This window comes from Rhodococcus sp. UFZ-B548 (genome assembly GCF_903819475.1).
Taxonomy (GTDB): domain Bacteria; phylum Actinomycetota; class Actinomycetes; order Mycobacteriales; family Mycobacteriaceae; genus Rhodococcus_F; species Rhodococcus_F erythropolis.
In genome coordinates, this window is the sequence record NZ_CAIJDS010000019.1 from 79,096 (window position 1) to 95,304 (window position 16,209).

Genomic DNA, 16,209 nt, shown 5'->3' on the forward strand with positions numbered 1-16,209 from the left:
TCACCAGGCGCCGATCAGCTTCATCCACGCGCCGCCGATGATCGTCCAGATCAGGATGATCACGACGCTCATCACGAAACCGATACGGAACCATTCCGAGGTCTTGATGTATCCGGAACCGTAGATCACTCCGGCCGGACCGGACGCGTAGTGCGAGATACCGCCGAACAGGCTGCCGATGAAGCCGAATACCAGGGCTGAGAACAGCGGCGGTGCACCGGTTGCCACCGCCGCGCCGAGAAACACCGCGTACATCGCGACGATCTGCGCGGTGTTCGACGCAAACAGATAGTGCGCGTAGAAGTACACCAAGGTCAGGATCGCAAAAGCCCAGATCCACGGCAAACCGTCGACGCTCGAGGAGACCTGGGTTCCGATCCACGAGATCACGCCGAGTTCTTCGAGATGGCTTGCCATACCGACCAGCACGGCAAAGAACACGAGCGTCTGCCACGCCCCGGTGTCGTGCACCAGGTTGTTCCACGTCAGCACCTTGGTCACCAACAGGATGCCGATTCCGACAAATGCTGTTGTAGTGGCATTGACGTTGAGCTGCGAGCCCAGGCACCAGAGCACCAGCAGCAGAACGAAGGTGGCGGCCATGATCTTCTCGTTGCGGCTGATCGGACCTGCCTTGCGCAGTTCCTCCCTGGCTTGCTCGGGCGCTTTCGGAGTCTTCAACATCGTGGGCGGGAAGATCTTCGACATCACCCACGGGATCGCGATGAGACTCGCAATTCCCGGAACCGATGCTGCCAGCGCCCATTTGCCCCACGAGATGTCGATGCCGATCTTGGCAGCCGCATCGACGGCGACGGGGTTACCCGCCATGGCGGTGATGAACATCGCGGAGGTCACGACGTTGACTTGCAGCGACGTGAGCAGCAGATATGCTCCGAGCTTCTTGCGAGAGTCCTCGGGCTCGGGATTGGAGTCCTCCAACTTGCTCAGTGAGACGATGATCGGATAGACGACGCCACCGGCGCGGGCGGTGTTCGACGGTGTCGCCGGAGCAAGTATCAAGTCCGTCAACGCCATTCCGTACGACAATCCGAGGCTCGACTTGCCGAGTTTGGTCACGAACATGAGTGCAACCCGTTTGCCGAGCCCAGTGACCAGAAAGCCCTCGGCGATGAAGAACGACGCGACGATCAGCCAGATCGTGGTGTTACTGAAGCCGGACAACGCTTCTGTCGGCGTCTCCGTCTGGGTGATCATGGCGATCGACAGGCCCACCAGCGCCACCGAACCCGTCGGCAGTGGTTGCAAAATCAACGCCACGATGGTGCCGACGAAGATTCCGAGCATGTGTATGCCCTTGGGGTCCACACCGTCCGGAACCGGCATGAAATAGATGATCAAGCCGAGGATGACGGGCACCGCAGCCGGGTAGTACCGCCTGAGCACCGATTGTTTCGACGGCTCCGTCGGCGGTGTGTTGGCCGGCGGTGTCTTTGCCGGCGGTGTCGTTCCAGCGAGAGACTCGGTGCTTTCGGATTTGGCCTCGGACATGTACATCTCCTCGACTTCTCGCCCCAGGTGATCGCCCCAGATCATTGTCCCCCAAACGTCCGGTTTTCGTGCGGTCAATCGAAGGTCGAGAGAATGCCCTCCTGCGGTATCCGATTCTCTGGATTCCGCAGGAGGGCTCATCCCGGGGCGCAGACAGCGGCCCGGGGCGCGACACATCTCCCTCATAAGGGTGCGCCAATCGATCAACAGGAGGCGCCGGCGTGCCGCAAGCTTGAATCTCGGAGAGACTCTGTTTCGGTGTTGTTTCAGCATGCCAATCGGCGCTCGTCTGCACATGGGTCGAATGGCCTGTTCAACTACCTGTTTCCGCTCAGCACCGAGTACACCGACGTTTTGTATCGGTCCGCAAAACAGGTATGTAACCGGGTAATTGAGCCGTTGTCGGCAAGCGTGTGGGACCGCGAATCTAGTCACGCCTCCGAACTGCAATCTGGAGACGAGGCCTTCGCAGTCTGTCCACCTCAATCACATTTCAGCACTGACGATTTCGTCTACCGCGATATGCAGCAGAACACTCGAGCCGCACGCCTAGCCGAGATCGCATTCCCTCAGACCGATCAAGGAAAATATCATGGGAAACCACCGGAAAAACAAACGTTCACACACCAAACGATTCGTCACGATAGCCGCAGGAGCAGGCGTTCTGACAATCGGCGGTGCAATCGTCAACACCGGCGTAGCCAGTGCGCACGACTGGTCGCAGGTGGCCATGTGCGAGAGTTCCGGCGACTGGAACATCAACACCGGCAACGGCTTCTACGGCGGACTTCAATTCACGCAGTCGACGTGGGATGCATACAAACCGGCAGGTGCACCGACTCGCGCCGACTTGGCGTCGACAGCCGATCAAGTCGCGGCCGCGGAAGCAACCCTGTCAGCTCAGGGCATCGGCGCGTGGCCGGTATGCGGTGCTTACCTAGGTTGGGGCGGCACTACCCATGATTCGACCTCCCCGACTCCCTCGCCGGTAGCGTCGGCCGCGGCCGAGCCTGGCACAGTGGGAAACACGGCAACAGTCTCCGAGGGCGATACGTTGTTCAACCTTGCCGCTGCGAAAGGTATTCGTTGGCAGGATGTTTGGGTCATGAATGCGTGGATTGCCGATCCCGACCAGATCCGTGTGGGTGATGTGATCCAATTCTGAAGCAAATCGGCCGACAAAGTAGACCCTCGAATCGAGAACGTCGGTATCGGGCCGCCGACTGGTTGCGCCATCTATTGTCGGGAATGTGACGGAATCCGACGCCCACGAAGACTCGACTGAATCGACGACGGCTGATCACCCGAGAAAACGTCCACCGTGGCGTGACATTCTCATCCTCGTTGTCGTCGCACTTGTCCTGAGTGTTGTCATCCAGAACTTCGTCGGACGCATATTTCTGATCCCGTCGGAGTCCATGGAACCGACGCTTCACGGATGCACCGGCTGCACGGGAGACAAGATTTTTGTCGACCGGATCAGCTATAGATTCGGGGATCCGCAACCTGGGGATGTGGTCGTGTTCAAGGGACCCGAATCCTGGAACGACGAGTATCAATCCATTCGATCGGACAACTCGGTGGTCCGGGCACTTCAAGGTCTCGGATCCATCGTCGGTTTGGTCCCGCCGGACGAGAACGATCTCGTGAAGCGGGTAAGCGCGGTCGGTGGGCAAACCGTGCAGTGCCTGTCCGAGGAAGAGGGGCTTCGAGTGAACGACAAGCCGCTGACCGAGCCGTACGTCGACAATCGCATCTCAGGTAACGGTATCCCCTGTCAGGGAATATATTTCGGTCCGATTACCGTTCCGGACGGGAACCTGTGGGTGATGGGCGACAACCGCGCCCATTCGAAGGATTCACGTTTCCATCTCGATGACGAACGCAGTGGAACGGTGCCGATCGACAATGTCATCGGCAAGGTTCAATTGATCGTCCTTCCCTTCTCCCGGTGGGGAACTGTGAGCTCGTTCGATCCGCAGTGACAGATCGAATCAGCCAGGTAGCCCGCATCTTCGGACGGCACAGTCGACATGACTCCGCTTTCGGACGATCATCGAGCACATCTGTTGCCGAGGGTAGGAGAACCACATGCGTGCACGACGCATCACCGCCAATCTCAAAGTCGCCGATGTCGGAGCCGCCAAGAGTTTCTACTCCGACTATCTCGGCCTGAGCACCGAAGAGTTCAACATGGGGTGGGTCGCTCGCTACACCTCTCCCGACACCGGCGCGAACGTACAACTCGTCACGCACGACGCCACTGCAGCCGAGGACTCGGTCATCTCCGTCCACACGGACGACGTCGACGGCGCCTACGAAGAGGCCCGAAGGCTCGGCTACGAAATCGTGCACCCCATTACGACCGAAGAGTGGGGTGTTCGCCGATTCCTCGTCCGGGCACCCGACGGCAACGTCGTCAACATCGTGCGACACCGGGACTGAGCACTGGAAAGACTCCATTCGACGTTTTAGGTCATTTGACCTAGAGTTGAGCGCATGACCGATTCATTGCAGTATTCAGCCGACGGCCCGATCCTCGTGGCAGGCGGATACGGAACCGTAGGCAGCGCCCTGACCGCCTTGCTCGCCCCCGACTTCCCACTACTCCTCACCGGACGCACCCCCGAGCGCGGCAACGAACTGGCCAGCCGTCACGGCGCTTCCGTCCGCCGCTGGGACCTCCTCGACCCGACGCCCTTCGACGCGTCCGTACGCGCGGTCGTGTCGACGGTCAACGATCCCCACGATCGTGTTCTGTCCGCCGCCGTCGAGGCCGGAATTCCCTACGTGGACATCACCCGCTGGACATCCCGCGTCGCTCGCGCCGCCACTCTGGCGGGTCAGAAGTCGCCGAGCGCACCGGTGTACCTGTCGTCTGGATGGATGGGCGGAGTAACCAATATCGTCGCCGCAGCGCTGGCCGAGGAACTGGGTGGCGCGAGCACGATCGACGTCTCGATTCGCTACGACGTCAACGACATTGCCGGGCTCGACTCCGTCGACTTCATTGATCGCCTCGGCCAGGATTTCGAGGTGATGCAGCAAGGAAACCCGATCACCGTCAGCCCGTTGACGGATACACGCTGGGTCGACTTCCCCGGATCGCGCACCAAGGTCGGAAGAATCGACACTCCGGAACAATTCACGTTCCCCATGACCCTGGGCGCCGAAACTGCCAGCACTCGAATAGGTTTCAGTTCGCAGGCATCCACAACTGCGCTGCTCGCCGCCAAGAAGGTGGGTCTGTTCCGTTGGGGTCGCGGCGACCGCTTCACACCGCTACGACGCGGACTCCTGTACTCGCCTGGCAAGGGCGGGAGCGCGCAAGTACGCATCGACGTCACCGGCCCGAGCGGCACGACAAGCGCAACAATCGTCGACCCGCAGGGCCAAGCTCACCTCACCGCGGTGGGCGGCGCACTTGCCGTCAGACAAGCCTTGGCCGACGATGCCCAGCCTGGAGTCGCTTTCCCCGAGTCGCTTCCGAACCCGCGCCGCACCGTCTCCGAGTTGGAGAGCTTCGGGGTGGCAGTATTGCGGGCATGACCCCCTCCAAGGGCGCCGCCCGCGCGGAAGCACTTCTCGACGCAGCAGAACAGGTCCTCGCCACACAGGGCAATGCCAACTCGGCGATGCGCGATTTCGCAGCCGCAGCCGGAGTGCGGGTGGGGCACCTGCAGCACTACTACCCCACCCGTGCAGATCTCATCCGCGCAGTCATGTCACGGGCATTGACCCGCTCACTGGATCGCCTTGCCGTCGTCACGGATACTGATCAGAGTCTTTCCCGTGAGGAATCCGAACACTTCATCGGCGTCCTGCTCGGAGAACAGGACGACCAGGCCACGGTGCGTCTGTACGTCGAAGTATGGGCCATTGCGGCGGCGGACCAAGAAGTGGCGGTCGTGGTTCGAGACTTCTACGCGCAGTACATCGCACACGTAGAGCGCGCTGTTGCGTGTGCACAACCGGATCTGGATGCGGCGGACCTGGGCGCGGCAGCGCAGACCATCGTGAGCCTGCTCGAGGGTTCCGCAATTCTCCGATCGGGAATCACCGGCCGAAAGTCCGAGGCTTCGGACCGAAAGCTCGTGGACACACTGCAGTACCTGATTCACGGGTCCTGACTCGGACGTATCGTAAAGCCCATGAGCGTTGCAAACGAATGGAGCCGAATCGAAGCGTGGTGCCGTACACACGCACCGGTGACGGCTGCAGCGTTTCAGCCAGGGCTCGGTGACGCCGTTATCGAGGAATTCGAAGCGTCGACCGGCGTCACGTGGCCCCAGGAACTTCGCGAACTGTATCGGGTGCACAACGGCAGCCTGACCCACGACGACCGGACCGGGCTCTTTCTCGGCAGCGTGCTTCCCGACAAGTTCTTCTACCCCATCGACGTCGCAACCGAAGTTCGTCTCACTCTGCTCGAAACGTGGGACGAGACGATCTACGAGAATCCGGACCTCTACGCCGAGGACGAGATGGATCGACACGATCAACGCGACGCAGGCACTGCCGCAACCATGTTCATCCCCTCGTTCGTTCCCTTTGCCGGACTGGACGAGTACCACTACTTCGTGGACACACGCAACGGCGCACTCCATCATTGTGTGACCGAGTATGCGTCGGACGCCACTGACAACGGCGGTCCGATCTGGGCGTCCATCTCGGTCATGTTGGGCGCCCATGCCGCAGCACTGGAAACAGGATCCACGATCGGAGTGTGGAAACCCGTTGTCAGCAAGGGTGTTCTGGAATGGGAAGTCGACGCATGACACTCAAGCAGGATCCGACCCGTCGTACCCTCGCCGACGGGCGCCAGATCTTCTACTTCGACGATGCCGGCCGTACCCGCGCCCACTCTGCGCGAGATTCCCGCGAATTGCCGGCTCTCGACCACTCGTCTCGGATGAGGTTCGACGTTCTCACCGGGGAGTGGATCACCATGGCTTCGCATCGCATGACACGGACACATCTCCCCTCCGCCGCCGAATGTCCATTGTGCCCGACCAACGAAACCCGCACGCCCACAGAGATACCCGACGGAGACTACGACGTCGCGGTGTTCGAGAATCGGTTTCCGAGCTTTGCCGCGGCACCCGAGGAAGCCATTGACGGTCCCGGAGACGGTGTGGGTGATCGCCCAGCTGTCGGCCACTGCGAAGTGATGTGTTTCTCAAGCGATCACACGGCGTCCGTCGCCGAGCTTCCACTCGAACGCATGCGTACGATTGTGGGTGCATGGATCTCTCGGACCGAGGAGTTGTCGGCGGATCCGGTTGTGGAACAGGTGTTCTGCTTCGAGAACCGCGGCGAAGAGATCGGGGTGACACTCACCCATCCACACGGACAGATCTACGCATACCCGTATGTCACGTCACGCACCCGATCGATGTTGACGCAGGCGGACAAACACTTCGAGCGCACCGGTCGCTCACTGCTCGCCGATGTTCTGGCGTTCGAGCGCGAGGACGGGACCCGGTTGATCTACGACGGCGATCACTGGAGCGCCTACGTCCCGACCGCCGCACGATGGCCCATCGAGATTCACCTGGCACCGCACCGAGACGTCCCGGACCTTCCCTCGTTGAACGACCAAGAGCGCGAAGAGCTTGCGGTCGTTTACCAAGATCTCCTGCGCCGTATCGATCGCTTCTATCCGGGCGTCGATCGGGTACCGTACATCGCGGCCTGGCACCAAGCTCCCGTCCGCATCGACCGACCTCTGGGTCGACTGCATCTTCAGCTGTTCTCGATCTTGCGCGCACCAGGCAAGCTCAAATACCTCGCCGGGTCCGAGTCCGCCATGGGCGCCTGGGTGAACGACACCATTCCCGAGGCAGTCGCGGCCCGCCTACGGGAGTTGAAATAGTGGATACCGTCTCGAAACCATCTATGCTCCAACAGTTTCGCGACTCCTATGGCTATCCGGCAACCGGAGCCTGGGCGGCACCCGGTCGAGTCAACCTGATCGGTGAACACACGGACTACAACGGTGGATTGTGCCTACCGGTCGCTCTCGAGCAGCGAACGCTGGTTGCCGTCGCACTGCGCAGCGACGGGGTCGTCCGCGTGCACAGTCGGCAATCCGACGAGACATACACCGGGCCCATCGGCGACATCGCAGCAGGATGGGCCGCCTACCCCACAGCCGTTCTGTGGTCTCTTGCGCGCCGAGGCCTCCCGCTCGGAGGAATCGATCTGGCAGTCGACTCGTCGGTACCGGTCGGGGCCGGGCTGTCGAGTTCCGCCGCCCTCACCTGTTCGGTTGCGTTGGCCGTCAATGAACTTCACGATTCACCATTCACCCGCGAAGAGCTGGTACAGATATGCATCCAGGCGGAGAACGGCGTCGGCGCACCGACCGGCGGGATGGATCAAACCATTGCCCTCTTTGCCCGACCCTCGACCGCGCTCCTGTTGGACTGCCTGGACGGATCCACCGAACCCATCCCTTTCGAACTCCACGGTGCGGGGTACGAACTGATCGTCATCGACACTCGGGTCAAACACTCGCTCGCAGACGGACAGTACGGGTTGCGACGCTCTCAATGCGTCGATGCAGCAGCAGCTCTCGGCGTCGGCAGCTTGCGAGAGGCTTCTGCAGACCAAGCCGAGACAGTGCGAGACCCGATCCTCCGGGCGCGGGCACGGCACGTCGTGACCGAGATCGAACGGACACGGAAGACCGCAGAGCTTCTGCGCAGCAACAGATTCAGCGACGTCGGCGAGCTGTTCGACAATTCTCACGCGTCGTTGCGCGACGACTTCGAGGTCTCGTGTGAAGAACTCGACGTCGCCGTTGCCGCAGCACGACGCGGCGGCGCGATCGGTGCGCGGATGACCGGCGGCGGATTCGGAGGTTCGGCCATCGCGTTGGTTCCGGAAGGAAGTCATGCGGAGGTCATCGCTTCGGTGAGCCGCGACTTTGCGGCGCGGGGTTGGCGAGCACCCCACTTTCTCGGCGTCGTTGCCGGGGGTTCGGCCGCCCGCCTCTGAGCGAACGGCACGTTCAGCGCACTGGAGGCGCCGAACGTACCGTTCGCCCTGGTTGGGGCACCTCGAGATCCCCCTCACATAAATAGTCATCTCAGATGCGAATTATGTAGGTTCAGGTCATGCAACTGACGCAGTTCACCGATCTGGGATTGCGCGTCGTCATGCGGTTGGCCGTACTCGACGCCGATGCCTCCCCCAGTACCCGGGTAATTGCGCAGCAGCTCAACGTGTCGTACTCCCATGCCACCAAGGTGGTTACGCGGCTCGGCGAGTTGGGCATCGTCACAACCAGGCGTGGTCGCGGCGGTGGGCTTTCCATCACCGAACTCGGCCGCACCGCCACCATCGGCTGGCTGGCCAGACGCCTCGAAGGGTCGGGTGAAGTCGTCGACTGCGAAGGCGACAAACCGTGCCCACTGCGCGGCGGCTGCCTCCTTCGGAGCGCTTTGCGAGAAGCGCAGGAAGCGTTTTTCGTCTCGCTCGACGCGGTCACGATCGAAGACGTCATCCGGCAGCCGTCCAAAACTGTTCTGCTTCGCCTCACCACTCGGAGCGACGAAGCAAGCTGATCAACGTCAATTTCGACCGAACGGAGCAGCTCATGCTTTCCCCACAGTCAACCGAGGTCATTCGCGCCACCCTTCCCGTGGTCGGCGCCGCCATCGGCGATATCACAACCCTGTTCTACCGCAGGATGTTCGACGCACATCCTGAACTCGAACGTGATTTGTTCAATCGCGGCAATCAGAAACAGGGCGAACAGCAGAAGGCTCTCGCCGGCGCCATCGCGGCATTCGCGACGCTTCAGCTCGAGCCGGACAGCGCCAAGGTCGATCTCATACTCTCACGCATCGCGCACAAGCACGCGTCGCTGGGAATCACGCCCGACCAGTACGCAATCGTGCACGAACACCTCTTTGCCGCGATCGTCGAAATACTAGGCGATGCAGTCACTCCCGACGTCGCAGCAGCCTGGGACGAAGTCTACTGGCTGATGGCGGAAACCCTCATCACGATGGAGCGTGGCCTCTACCAACTCGCCGGCGTCGACGCCGGTGACGTCTGGCGCACGGTCAGGATCAGCGAACGAGTTCTTCAGTCCGCCGATACCGTCTCCCTGACGCTCACTTCGCTAGACGGCAGTGCACTCCCCACCTTCGCACCCGGACAGTATCTTTCGGTCGGGGTTACGCTGCCCGACGGCGCTCGCCAGATCCGCCAATACAGCCTGTGTTCGATACCGAGCAGCGCAGACTGGCGGATCAGCGTCAAGCGAATCTCCGGCACTCCTGATGGCGAAGTGTCGAACTTCCTCTACAACAACGTATTCGAAGGGCAGGAACTCTCCGTCACCACGCCTTTCGGTGATCTCACCATGCCGGATGACAACTCACCTCTCCTACTCGCATCGGCCGGAATCGGTTGCACACCGATGATCGGGATGCTCAATCATCTCGTGGACACCGGCGCCGAGCGTTCGGTCTCTGTCATTCATGCGGATCGATCCATCGCCGATCATGCGCACCGAGCAGAACTCAGCACACTCGTCGACAAGATTCCCGCCGCAACTTTGCATCGTTGGTACGAGGATCTCGGCACGCACGTGGCGTTCGGATCGGTTCACGAAGGACGGGCGGATTTGCAAGACATTGCAGTGGAGCCCGATACCCAAGCCTTCCTCTGCGGGCCGATGCCGTTCATGTTGGCGATGCGCGCATCGTTGCTCGAAAGGGATGTTCCGGCAAAGAATATCCACTACGAGGTCTTCGGGCCCGACAGCTGGGCCAACACCTGAGCGGACCACTGCCTGCGAACTGGACCTTGGCGCGCCACGGTAATCCCTTGTGTACTCGACGAAACATACGTACCGAGTAGTGGGAGACCGACATGATCACGTCAGCGTCGATGACGGGAGTCGCGCTGATAGCCCTGGCGATGGTTCTGACACCGGGCCCCAACATGATCTACCTGGTGTCACGCAGCATCAGCCAGGGCCGCCGGGCAGGCTTGATCTCGCTCGGCGGAGTCGCAACCGGTTTCCTGGTCTACCTCGCCGCCACGTGCGCTGGACTGACAGCGGTTCTCTTCGCCGTACCCACGGTGTTCACCGCGGTGAAAATCGGCGGCGCCCTGTATCTGGCCTATCTCGCCTGGTCTACGCTCCGACCAGGTGGGAAGTCCGCCTTCGAGGTGGGCGAAGTCGACCGCCACGGTAGCGGCCGTCTGTTCGGGATGGGGTTGACCACCAATCTGCTCAATCCCAAGATTGCGCTGATGTACGCGGCCCTGATCCCCCAGTTCGTCGATCCCACTGCGGGCCCGGTCTGGCAACAGGCACTCGTACTCGGCGGCGTGCAGATCCTGGTCGCAGTCACCGTCAACGCGTTGATCGTGTGCTGTGCGGCGGCCGTGTCGACCTTCCTCGTGGCACGCCCGGTGTGGATGCGGGCTCAGAAGTGGCTAGCTGGTGGCATTCTCGGAATCTTCGCCACCCGCATGGCCCTGGAGTAATTTCAGTCCTTCGGGCGTTGGTCGATCAGCCGACGCGCTTTACCGATCGAGCGTTCGAGTCCGCCGGGTTCGAGAACGTTTACCTCGACCGTGACACCGATCTTGTTCTTCACCAGCTTCTGCAATGCAGACGACGCTGCCGCATGGTCCGAAATTGCCGCGTCTGGGCGAGCCTCGACGCGAACTGTCAGGGTGTCCATACGACCCGGACGCTCCAGCACACACTGGAATTGAGGCGCGAGGGCGGGGACCGTCAGGATCAGTTCTTCGATCTGTGTGGGGAACAGATTGACCCCACGCAGGATGATCATGTCGTCGGTCCGGCCGGTGACCTTCTGCATCCGTCGCATCGAGCGCGCCGTCCCGGGCAACAGACGGGTCAGGTCCCTGGTTCGGTAGCGAATGATAGGCAGCGCTTCCTTGGTGAGCGAGGTGAAAACGAGCTCACCTTCCTCTCCGTCCGGCAGCACCTCACCCGTGACCGGGTCGATGATCTCCGGGTAGAAGTGGTCTTCCCAGATATGGAGCCCGTCTTTGGTTTCCACACATTCCATTGCCACGCCCGGGCCCATGATCTCGGAGAGTCCGTAGATGTCGACGGCGTGCATGTCGAGTTGTTGTTCGAGCTCGGTACGCATCTGTTCGGTCCACGGCTCCGCTCCGAAAACTCCAACCCGCAGCGAGGTTTTCGAAGGATCAATACCCTTCTTGATCATCGCATCCACGATGGTCAACATGTACGACGGCGTCACCATGATCGCGTCGGGTTCGAAGTCCTCGATCAGTTGGATCTGCCGCTCGGTCATGCCACCGGACATGGGAATGACCGTGCAGCCCAAACGCTCCGCACCGTAGTGTGCTCCCAACCCGCCGGTGAACAGACCGTACCCGTAAGCCACGTGCACCTTGTCCGAAGACCGCACGCCGCCGGCCGAGAGACTGCGCGCGATGAGATCGGCCCAGTTGTTCAGGTCGTTGCTCGTGTACCCCACCACCGTCGGGCGGCCGGTGGTCCCCGAAGACGCGTGAATTCGCGAGACCTTGTCCTGGGGCACCGCAAACATCTTGAACGGATAGTTCTCACGCAGATCCGCTTTGGTGGTGAAGGGGAACTTCGCGAGATCGCTCAGATCCTTCAAGTCGCTCGGGTGGACGCCGGCGTCGTCGAAAGCTTTGCGGTAGTGCGGAACATTGGTGTATGCGTGCATCAGTGACCATTGCATCCGCTCGAGTTGGAGCGTCGAAATGCGGTCCCGGCTGGCAAATTCGATTTCTTGCGAAGTAGCAGTGGCGAGTTCGGTCATGATTGTCTCCGGTGGGCTCAGTGAGGGCGCTGTGCGGGCGGTCAGGCGTCGAAATCGACTGTTATCTGTTCACCGACAGGAAAGGTCTGGCAGGTCAGCACGAAACCCGCGTCGACTTCGTAGTCTTCGAGTGCGTAGTTCCTGCGCATCTCGACATCACCGCAGGTGACCTTGGCGCGGCAGGTTCCGCACACTCCGCCCTTGCAGGCAAAGGGCAGATCCGAGCGGTACTGTTCAGCCGCATCGAGAATCGACTGGTCGCGTGGCAACGTCGCGGTGGTCGATCGACCGTCGAGAGTAATAGTCACCTCGCTGCTCGGTCCGGCAATTCCGCGCTCACGATGCACTGCGACCGGCGGAGCGACGTCGTCGACGTAGAACAGCTCGTGATGGATGCGATCCTTGGCAATTCCCAAGCCGACCAGCACTTCCTGGGCGTCGTTGACCATCCCGAAGGGGCCACACAACCAGAAGCCGTCGACTTGGTCGCACGGCACGAGAGAGGTGAAGATCTCACGCAACCGGTCGGCGTCGAGACGGCCCGAGAACAACTCGACCTCCCGCGGCTCGCGAGAGAGAACGTGAATGACGTCCAGGCGTGCACCGTACCGGTCCTTCAGGTCGGCGATTTCTTCGGCGAACATCACCGAACGAGTACGCCTGTTCCCGTACAGCAGGGTGACGTCGGCCTCGGGGTTCGCCAAAAGTGTTGCAGCGATGGAAAGCATAGGCGTGATGCCAGAGCCCGCCGCGATCAGAACGTGCCGTCCACCCAATGCCGGATCGGCGACAAAATTGCCCGAGGGGCCCTGGACGTCGATTTGATCCCCGGCCTTGACGTCGCGCACCAACCAGGTGGAGAAGAGTCCGTCTGCTACTTCGCGAACCCCCACACGTGGAGACGCCCCTACCGGTGCACAGATCGAGTAGGAACGCCGGTGTTCGACGCCGTCGATCATCCGCCGCAGTGTCAGTGACTGCCCGGCGCCGAAATCGAATTGATCGGCGATATCGGCAGGCACGTCGAAGGTGACGGCAACTGCGTCGTCGCACAGTGATTCGACACCGGCAACCGTCAACGGGTGAAAGGGTTTGTTCCGGTTCGTCGTTGCGGTACTCATCTGTTCAGATCTCCTTCACGTGATCGAACGGCTCGAGGCAGTCGAGGCAGCGATACAGCGCTTTGCACAGGGTCGCACCGAATTCCGAACTCAGTCTGGTGTTTGCCGAACCGCACTGGGGGCAGAGGATGTCGCGGGGCTTGGCCGTCAAGGTCAATGCGATCGGCCCCGAGGTGCGGCGCGGCGCTGCCCCCGGCACCGAGTACCCAGCCGTCCGAAGTTTCGCGAGCCCCTCTTCGCTGATCCAATCCGAACTCCAAGGCGGCGACAGTTGAGTCTTGATCTGGACGCTGCCGTATCCCGCATCGTTCAGCTTGTGCTCGATGTCGTCTCGCATCGTCGCCATTGCGGGACACCCAGAATAGGTGGGAGTGATTGTCACACAGACGAAGTTCGCTTCGACGTCGACCGATCGGATGACGCCGAGGTCGGCCAGAGTAAGCAGTGGCATCTCCGGATCCATCACCGAGGCGACGATCTCCTGCGCGGAAGAGACGGTGGTGGCAGCCACGGTCACCACACCCCTTCCGGGTGCTCCCGAGCGACGCTCTGCATTTCGGCAAGAAGTAGTCCCAGCGCCCCGGTGTGCAGTCCGGCACGTCCACCGCGGCCGCCGACGAAACCGGAGAAACGTGAAGGGGGCTCTTCCATTTCGGCCGCATGGAGGACCTGGGCAAGAACAGCGTCGAACTCCGGCCGAACAGTACGCGGATCCACTCCGACGCCAACTTCTGCCAAAACGAGTTCGTCCTGGGTGGGAACAAAGAGTTCGTCCACGAACGGGAAGATCTCGAGCAGGGCGTCGGCCGTCCGACGCTTGGATTCTGCCGTGCCGGCGCCCAAGGTGACGACCCATCTTGCCGCGTAGTCGCGGTGATAGGTCAGTTCCTTGACACCTTTGTTCGCCACAGCTGCGAGAACCGGATCGCGCGACATGCGCAGCCGATCGAACAGCGCCAGCCGCCAGGTCGAGAACACGAGTAGCCGAACGACCGTGTGCGCGAAGTCGCCGTTGGCGAGTTCCACCAGTCTCACGTTGCGGAACCCGAACTGATCACGAAAGAAGGCGAGCGCATCTTCGGCCGGCACCGGCGACGTATCCGAGATGAACGGAACCACAGTGGAATCGGCTGCTGCCGCGCGAGCCAGCAGCAGCCTGGCCTGCCCGATCAAGTCCAGGCCGACGTTGGCGAGAGCTACCTCTTCTTCGAGTTCCGGTGCTCGCGTAGACCATTCGGCGAGTCGTTGCGAACTGACGAGCGCGTCGTCGCCAAGCATGAGGCAGTAGCGCGCCAGCGCACCGAGATCGACATCGCCGGGCACCGTGGTGTCGACTCCGGCGAGGGGGTCGTCGAAGCTTGTTCCGAACGCCCACTGACCGTGGCCGTCACCGTCGACCAGGCCGTCGTAGGCACTGTCGTGATCGTTCATCTGTTGGTCCTCGAAGTCGAAGTGATTCTCACATGTGCGGAACGGAGTCCGGAATGTCGTAGAAGGTCGGGTGCCGGTAGACCTTGTCGCCGCTCGGCGCGAAGAACGGATCCTTTTCTGCCGGACTCGAAGCCACGATTTTCGCGGATGGCACGACCCAGATACTCACGCCTTCGTTACGTCTGGTGTAGACGTCGCGCGCGTGGCGTAGCGCCATCTGGTCGTCTGCCGCGCGCAGGGATCCGACATGCACGTGGTTCAGTCCGCGCTTTCCCCTCAGAAATACCTCGTACAAAGGCCATTCGCCCCGCACCTGATCGCCCTGTACCTGATCGTTCTCGCTCATGATGTTTCCCCAGTCGTGCGATCGTGCGCGAGTCTCTCGCGCTGTGCAAAGGCGTAGGCGGCGTCGCGAACCCAGGCCCCGTTGTCGTGTGCGGCTTTCCGATTGGTGATCCGCTCGACGCTCGCCGCTCCGTTGCCGCGGACCACATCCATGAATTCGCTCCAGTCCGGCTCGCCGAAATCGTGTGCGCCACGCTCGGGGTTCCAGCGCAGGTCGGGATCAGGGAAGGTCACACCGAGTATCTCGGCCTGCGGTATCGACATGTCCACGAATCGCTGCCGCAGTTCGTCGTTCGTGTGCCGCTTGATGCGCCACTTCATCGACTGCTCGGTGTTCGGCGATTCGTCGTCCGGCGGTCCGAACATCATCAGAGCGGGCCACCACCATCGGTCGACGGCTTCCTGCACCATCGCACGTTGAGCTTCCGTGCCGCGCATCATCGTCGCCAACAACTCGAAGCCTTGCCGCTGATGGAACGATTCCTCCTTGCATACCCGGATCATCGCGCGCGCATACGGCCCGAAGGAGCTGCGGCACAGCGGAACCTGATTGCAGATAGCGGCTCCGTCGACCAGCCAGCCGATCACACCCACGTCGGCGTAGGTCAGCGTCGGATAGTTGAAGATCGAGGAGTACTTCTGCTTTCCCTCGATCAGTTTGGTGGTCAGATCGCCACGATCGGCACCGAGCGTCTCGGCCGCGGAGTAGAGATACAGACCGTGCCCGGCCTCGTCCTGGACCTTCGCCATCAAGATCGCCTTGCGTCGCAACGAAGGCGCACGGGTGAGCCAGTTTCCCTCGGGCTGCATTCCGATGATCTCGGAGTGGGCATGCTGGGCAACCTGACGAATCAGAGTCTTGCGGTAGCCGTCCGGCATCCAGTCGCGAGGCTCGATGCGCTGGTCTGCCGCGATCGTCTCGTCGAACAGGTTCTGCAGGTCTTGTGGAGCTTCCACGTTGGTCATCGTACCTACCTTTTATT

18 protein-coding genes are annotated in these 16,209 nt (G+C 61.5%); 11 read left to right on the top strand and 7 right to left on the bottom strand.

The window, feature by feature from the left end; all coding sequences use genetic code 11:
- Positions 1-1,512 (bottom strand): anion permease, encoded by a 1,512-nt coding sequence (locus tag H7C86_RS17875; protein ID WP_041816313.1) that lies wholly within the window; start codon positions 1,510-1,512, stop codon positions 1-3.
- Positions 1,513-2,104: 592 nt separating this feature from the next.
- Between H7C86_RS17875 and H7C86_RS17880 the strand changes: the two genes are divergently transcribed.
- From H7C86_RS17880 to H7C86_RS17930, 11 genes are all read left to right on the top strand, one after another.
- Positions 2,105-2,677, top strand: a complete 573-nt coding sequence (locus tag H7C86_RS17880; protein ID WP_092764842.1) for a transglycosylase family protein — start codon at positions 2,105-2,107, stop codon at positions 2,675-2,677.
- A gap of 85 nt (positions 2,678-2,762) precedes the next feature.
- The gene (gene lepB / locus H7C86_RS17885) at positions 2,763-3,497 is read left to right on the top strand and encodes a signal peptidase I (protein WP_182261947.1); all 735 of its coding nucleotides are present in this window, start codon (positions 2,763-2,765) and stop codon (positions 3,495-3,497) included.
- Positions 3,498-3,603: 106 nt separating this feature from the next.
- Positions 3,604-3,957 (top strand): VOC family protein, encoded by a 354-nt coding sequence (locus tag H7C86_RS17890; protein WP_020971115.1) that lies wholly within the window; start codon positions 3,604-3,606, stop codon positions 3,955-3,957.
- A gap of 54 nt (positions 3,958-4,011) precedes the next feature.
- Entirely contained in the window at positions 4,012-5,061 is a 1,050-nt protein-coding gene (locus H7C86_RS17895; RefSeq protein WP_182261948.1) for a saccharopine dehydrogenase family protein, read from the top strand.
- Positions 5,058-5,642 (top strand): TetR/AcrR family transcriptional regulator, encoded by a 585-nt coding sequence (locus H7C86_RS17900; protein WP_019745748.1) that lies wholly within the window; start codon positions 5,058-5,060, stop codon positions 5,640-5,642. Before H7C86_RS17895 ends, H7C86_RS17900 begins: the two co-directional genes overlap by 4 nt.
- Before the next feature lie 21 nt (positions 5,643-5,663).
- On the top strand, positions 5,664-6,290 hold the full coding sequence (locus H7C86_RS17905; protein WP_020909470.1) for an SMI1/KNR4 family protein: 627 nt from the start codon (positions 5,664-5,666) through the stop codon (positions 6,288-6,290).
- The gene (gene galT / locus H7C86_RS17910) at positions 6,287-7,387 is read left to right on the top strand and encodes a galactose-1-phosphate uridylyltransferase (protein ID WP_182261949.1); all 1,101 of its coding nucleotides are present in this window, start codon (positions 6,287-6,289) and stop codon (positions 7,385-7,387) included. The genes H7C86_RS17905 and galT overlap by 4 nt, the downstream gene beginning before the upstream one ends.
- Complete coding sequence (gene galK / locus H7C86_RS17915; RefSeq protein ID WP_182261950.1) at positions 7,387-8,514, top strand: galactokinase; 1,128 nt, start codon at positions 7,387-7,389, stop codon at positions 8,512-8,514. Before galT ends, galK begins: the two co-directional genes overlap by 1 nt.
- Positions 8,515-8,633: 119 nt before the next feature.
- A complete protein-coding gene (locus H7C86_RS17920) occupies positions 8,634-9,083 on the top strand; it encodes an Rrf2 family transcriptional regulator (RefSeq protein ID WP_060939846.1) in 450 nt (149 codons plus the stop codon).
- A 32-nt stretch (positions 9,084-9,115) separates the two neighbouring features.
- Positions 9,116-10,309 carry a globin domain-containing protein gene (locus tag H7C86_RS17925; protein ID WP_182261951.1) on the top strand — a complete coding sequence of 398 codons (1,194 nt, stop codon included), beginning with the start codon at positions 9,116-9,118 and terminating at the stop codon, positions 10,307-10,309.
- 92 nt (positions 10,310-10,401) lie between these two features.
- Entirely contained in the window at positions 10,402-11,025 is a 624-nt protein-coding gene (locus H7C86_RS17930; RefSeq protein WP_019745753.1) for a LysE family translocator, read from the top strand.
- A 2-nt stretch (positions 11,026-11,027) separates the two neighbouring features.
- Here the strand turns inward: H7C86_RS17930 and paaK are convergent, their stop codons facing one another.
- The 6 genes from paaK to paaA are packed head-to-tail and all read right to left on the bottom strand — an operon-like array spanning position 11,028 to position 16,192.
- A complete protein-coding gene (gene paaK / locus H7C86_RS17935) occupies positions 11,028-12,329 on the bottom strand; it encodes a phenylacetate--CoA ligase PaaK (protein WP_019745754.1) in 1,302 nt (433 codons plus the stop codon).
- A gap of 41 nt (positions 12,330-12,370) precedes the next feature.
- Positions 12,371-13,450: a 1,2-phenylacetyl-CoA epoxidase subunit PaaE gene (paaE, locus tag H7C86_RS17940; protein ID WP_182261952.1), complete on the bottom strand. Its 1,080-nt coding sequence runs from the start codon at positions 13,448-13,450 to the stop codon at positions 12,371-12,373.
- Between the two features lie 4 nt (positions 13,451-13,454).
- Positions 13,455-13,913 (bottom strand): 1,2-phenylacetyl-CoA epoxidase subunit PaaD, encoded by a 459-nt coding sequence (gene paaD, locus H7C86_RS17945; RefSeq protein ID WP_044480149.1) that lies wholly within the window; start codon positions 13,911-13,913, stop codon positions 13,455-13,457.
- Between the two features lie 50 nt (positions 13,914-13,963).
- The gene (gene paaC / locus H7C86_RS17950) at positions 13,964-14,881 is read right to left on the bottom strand and encodes a 1,2-phenylacetyl-CoA epoxidase subunit PaaC (protein WP_007730623.1); all 918 of its coding nucleotides are present in this window, start codon (positions 14,879-14,881) and stop codon (positions 13,964-13,966) included.
- 28 nt (positions 14,882-14,909) lie between these two features.
- Complete coding sequence (gene paaB, locus H7C86_RS17955; RefSeq protein ID WP_020909477.1) at positions 14,910-15,227, bottom strand: 1,2-phenylacetyl-CoA epoxidase subunit PaaB; 318 nt, start codon at positions 15,225-15,227, stop codon at positions 14,910-14,912.
- Positions 15,224-16,192: a 1,2-phenylacetyl-CoA epoxidase subunit PaaA gene (gene paaA / locus H7C86_RS17960; RefSeq protein WP_007730621.1), complete on the bottom strand. Its 969-nt coding sequence runs from the start codon at positions 16,190-16,192 to the stop codon at positions 15,224-15,226. The genes paaB and paaA overlap by 4 nt, the downstream gene beginning before the upstream one ends.
- Between the last annotated feature and the right edge of the window lie 17 nt (positions 16,193-16,209).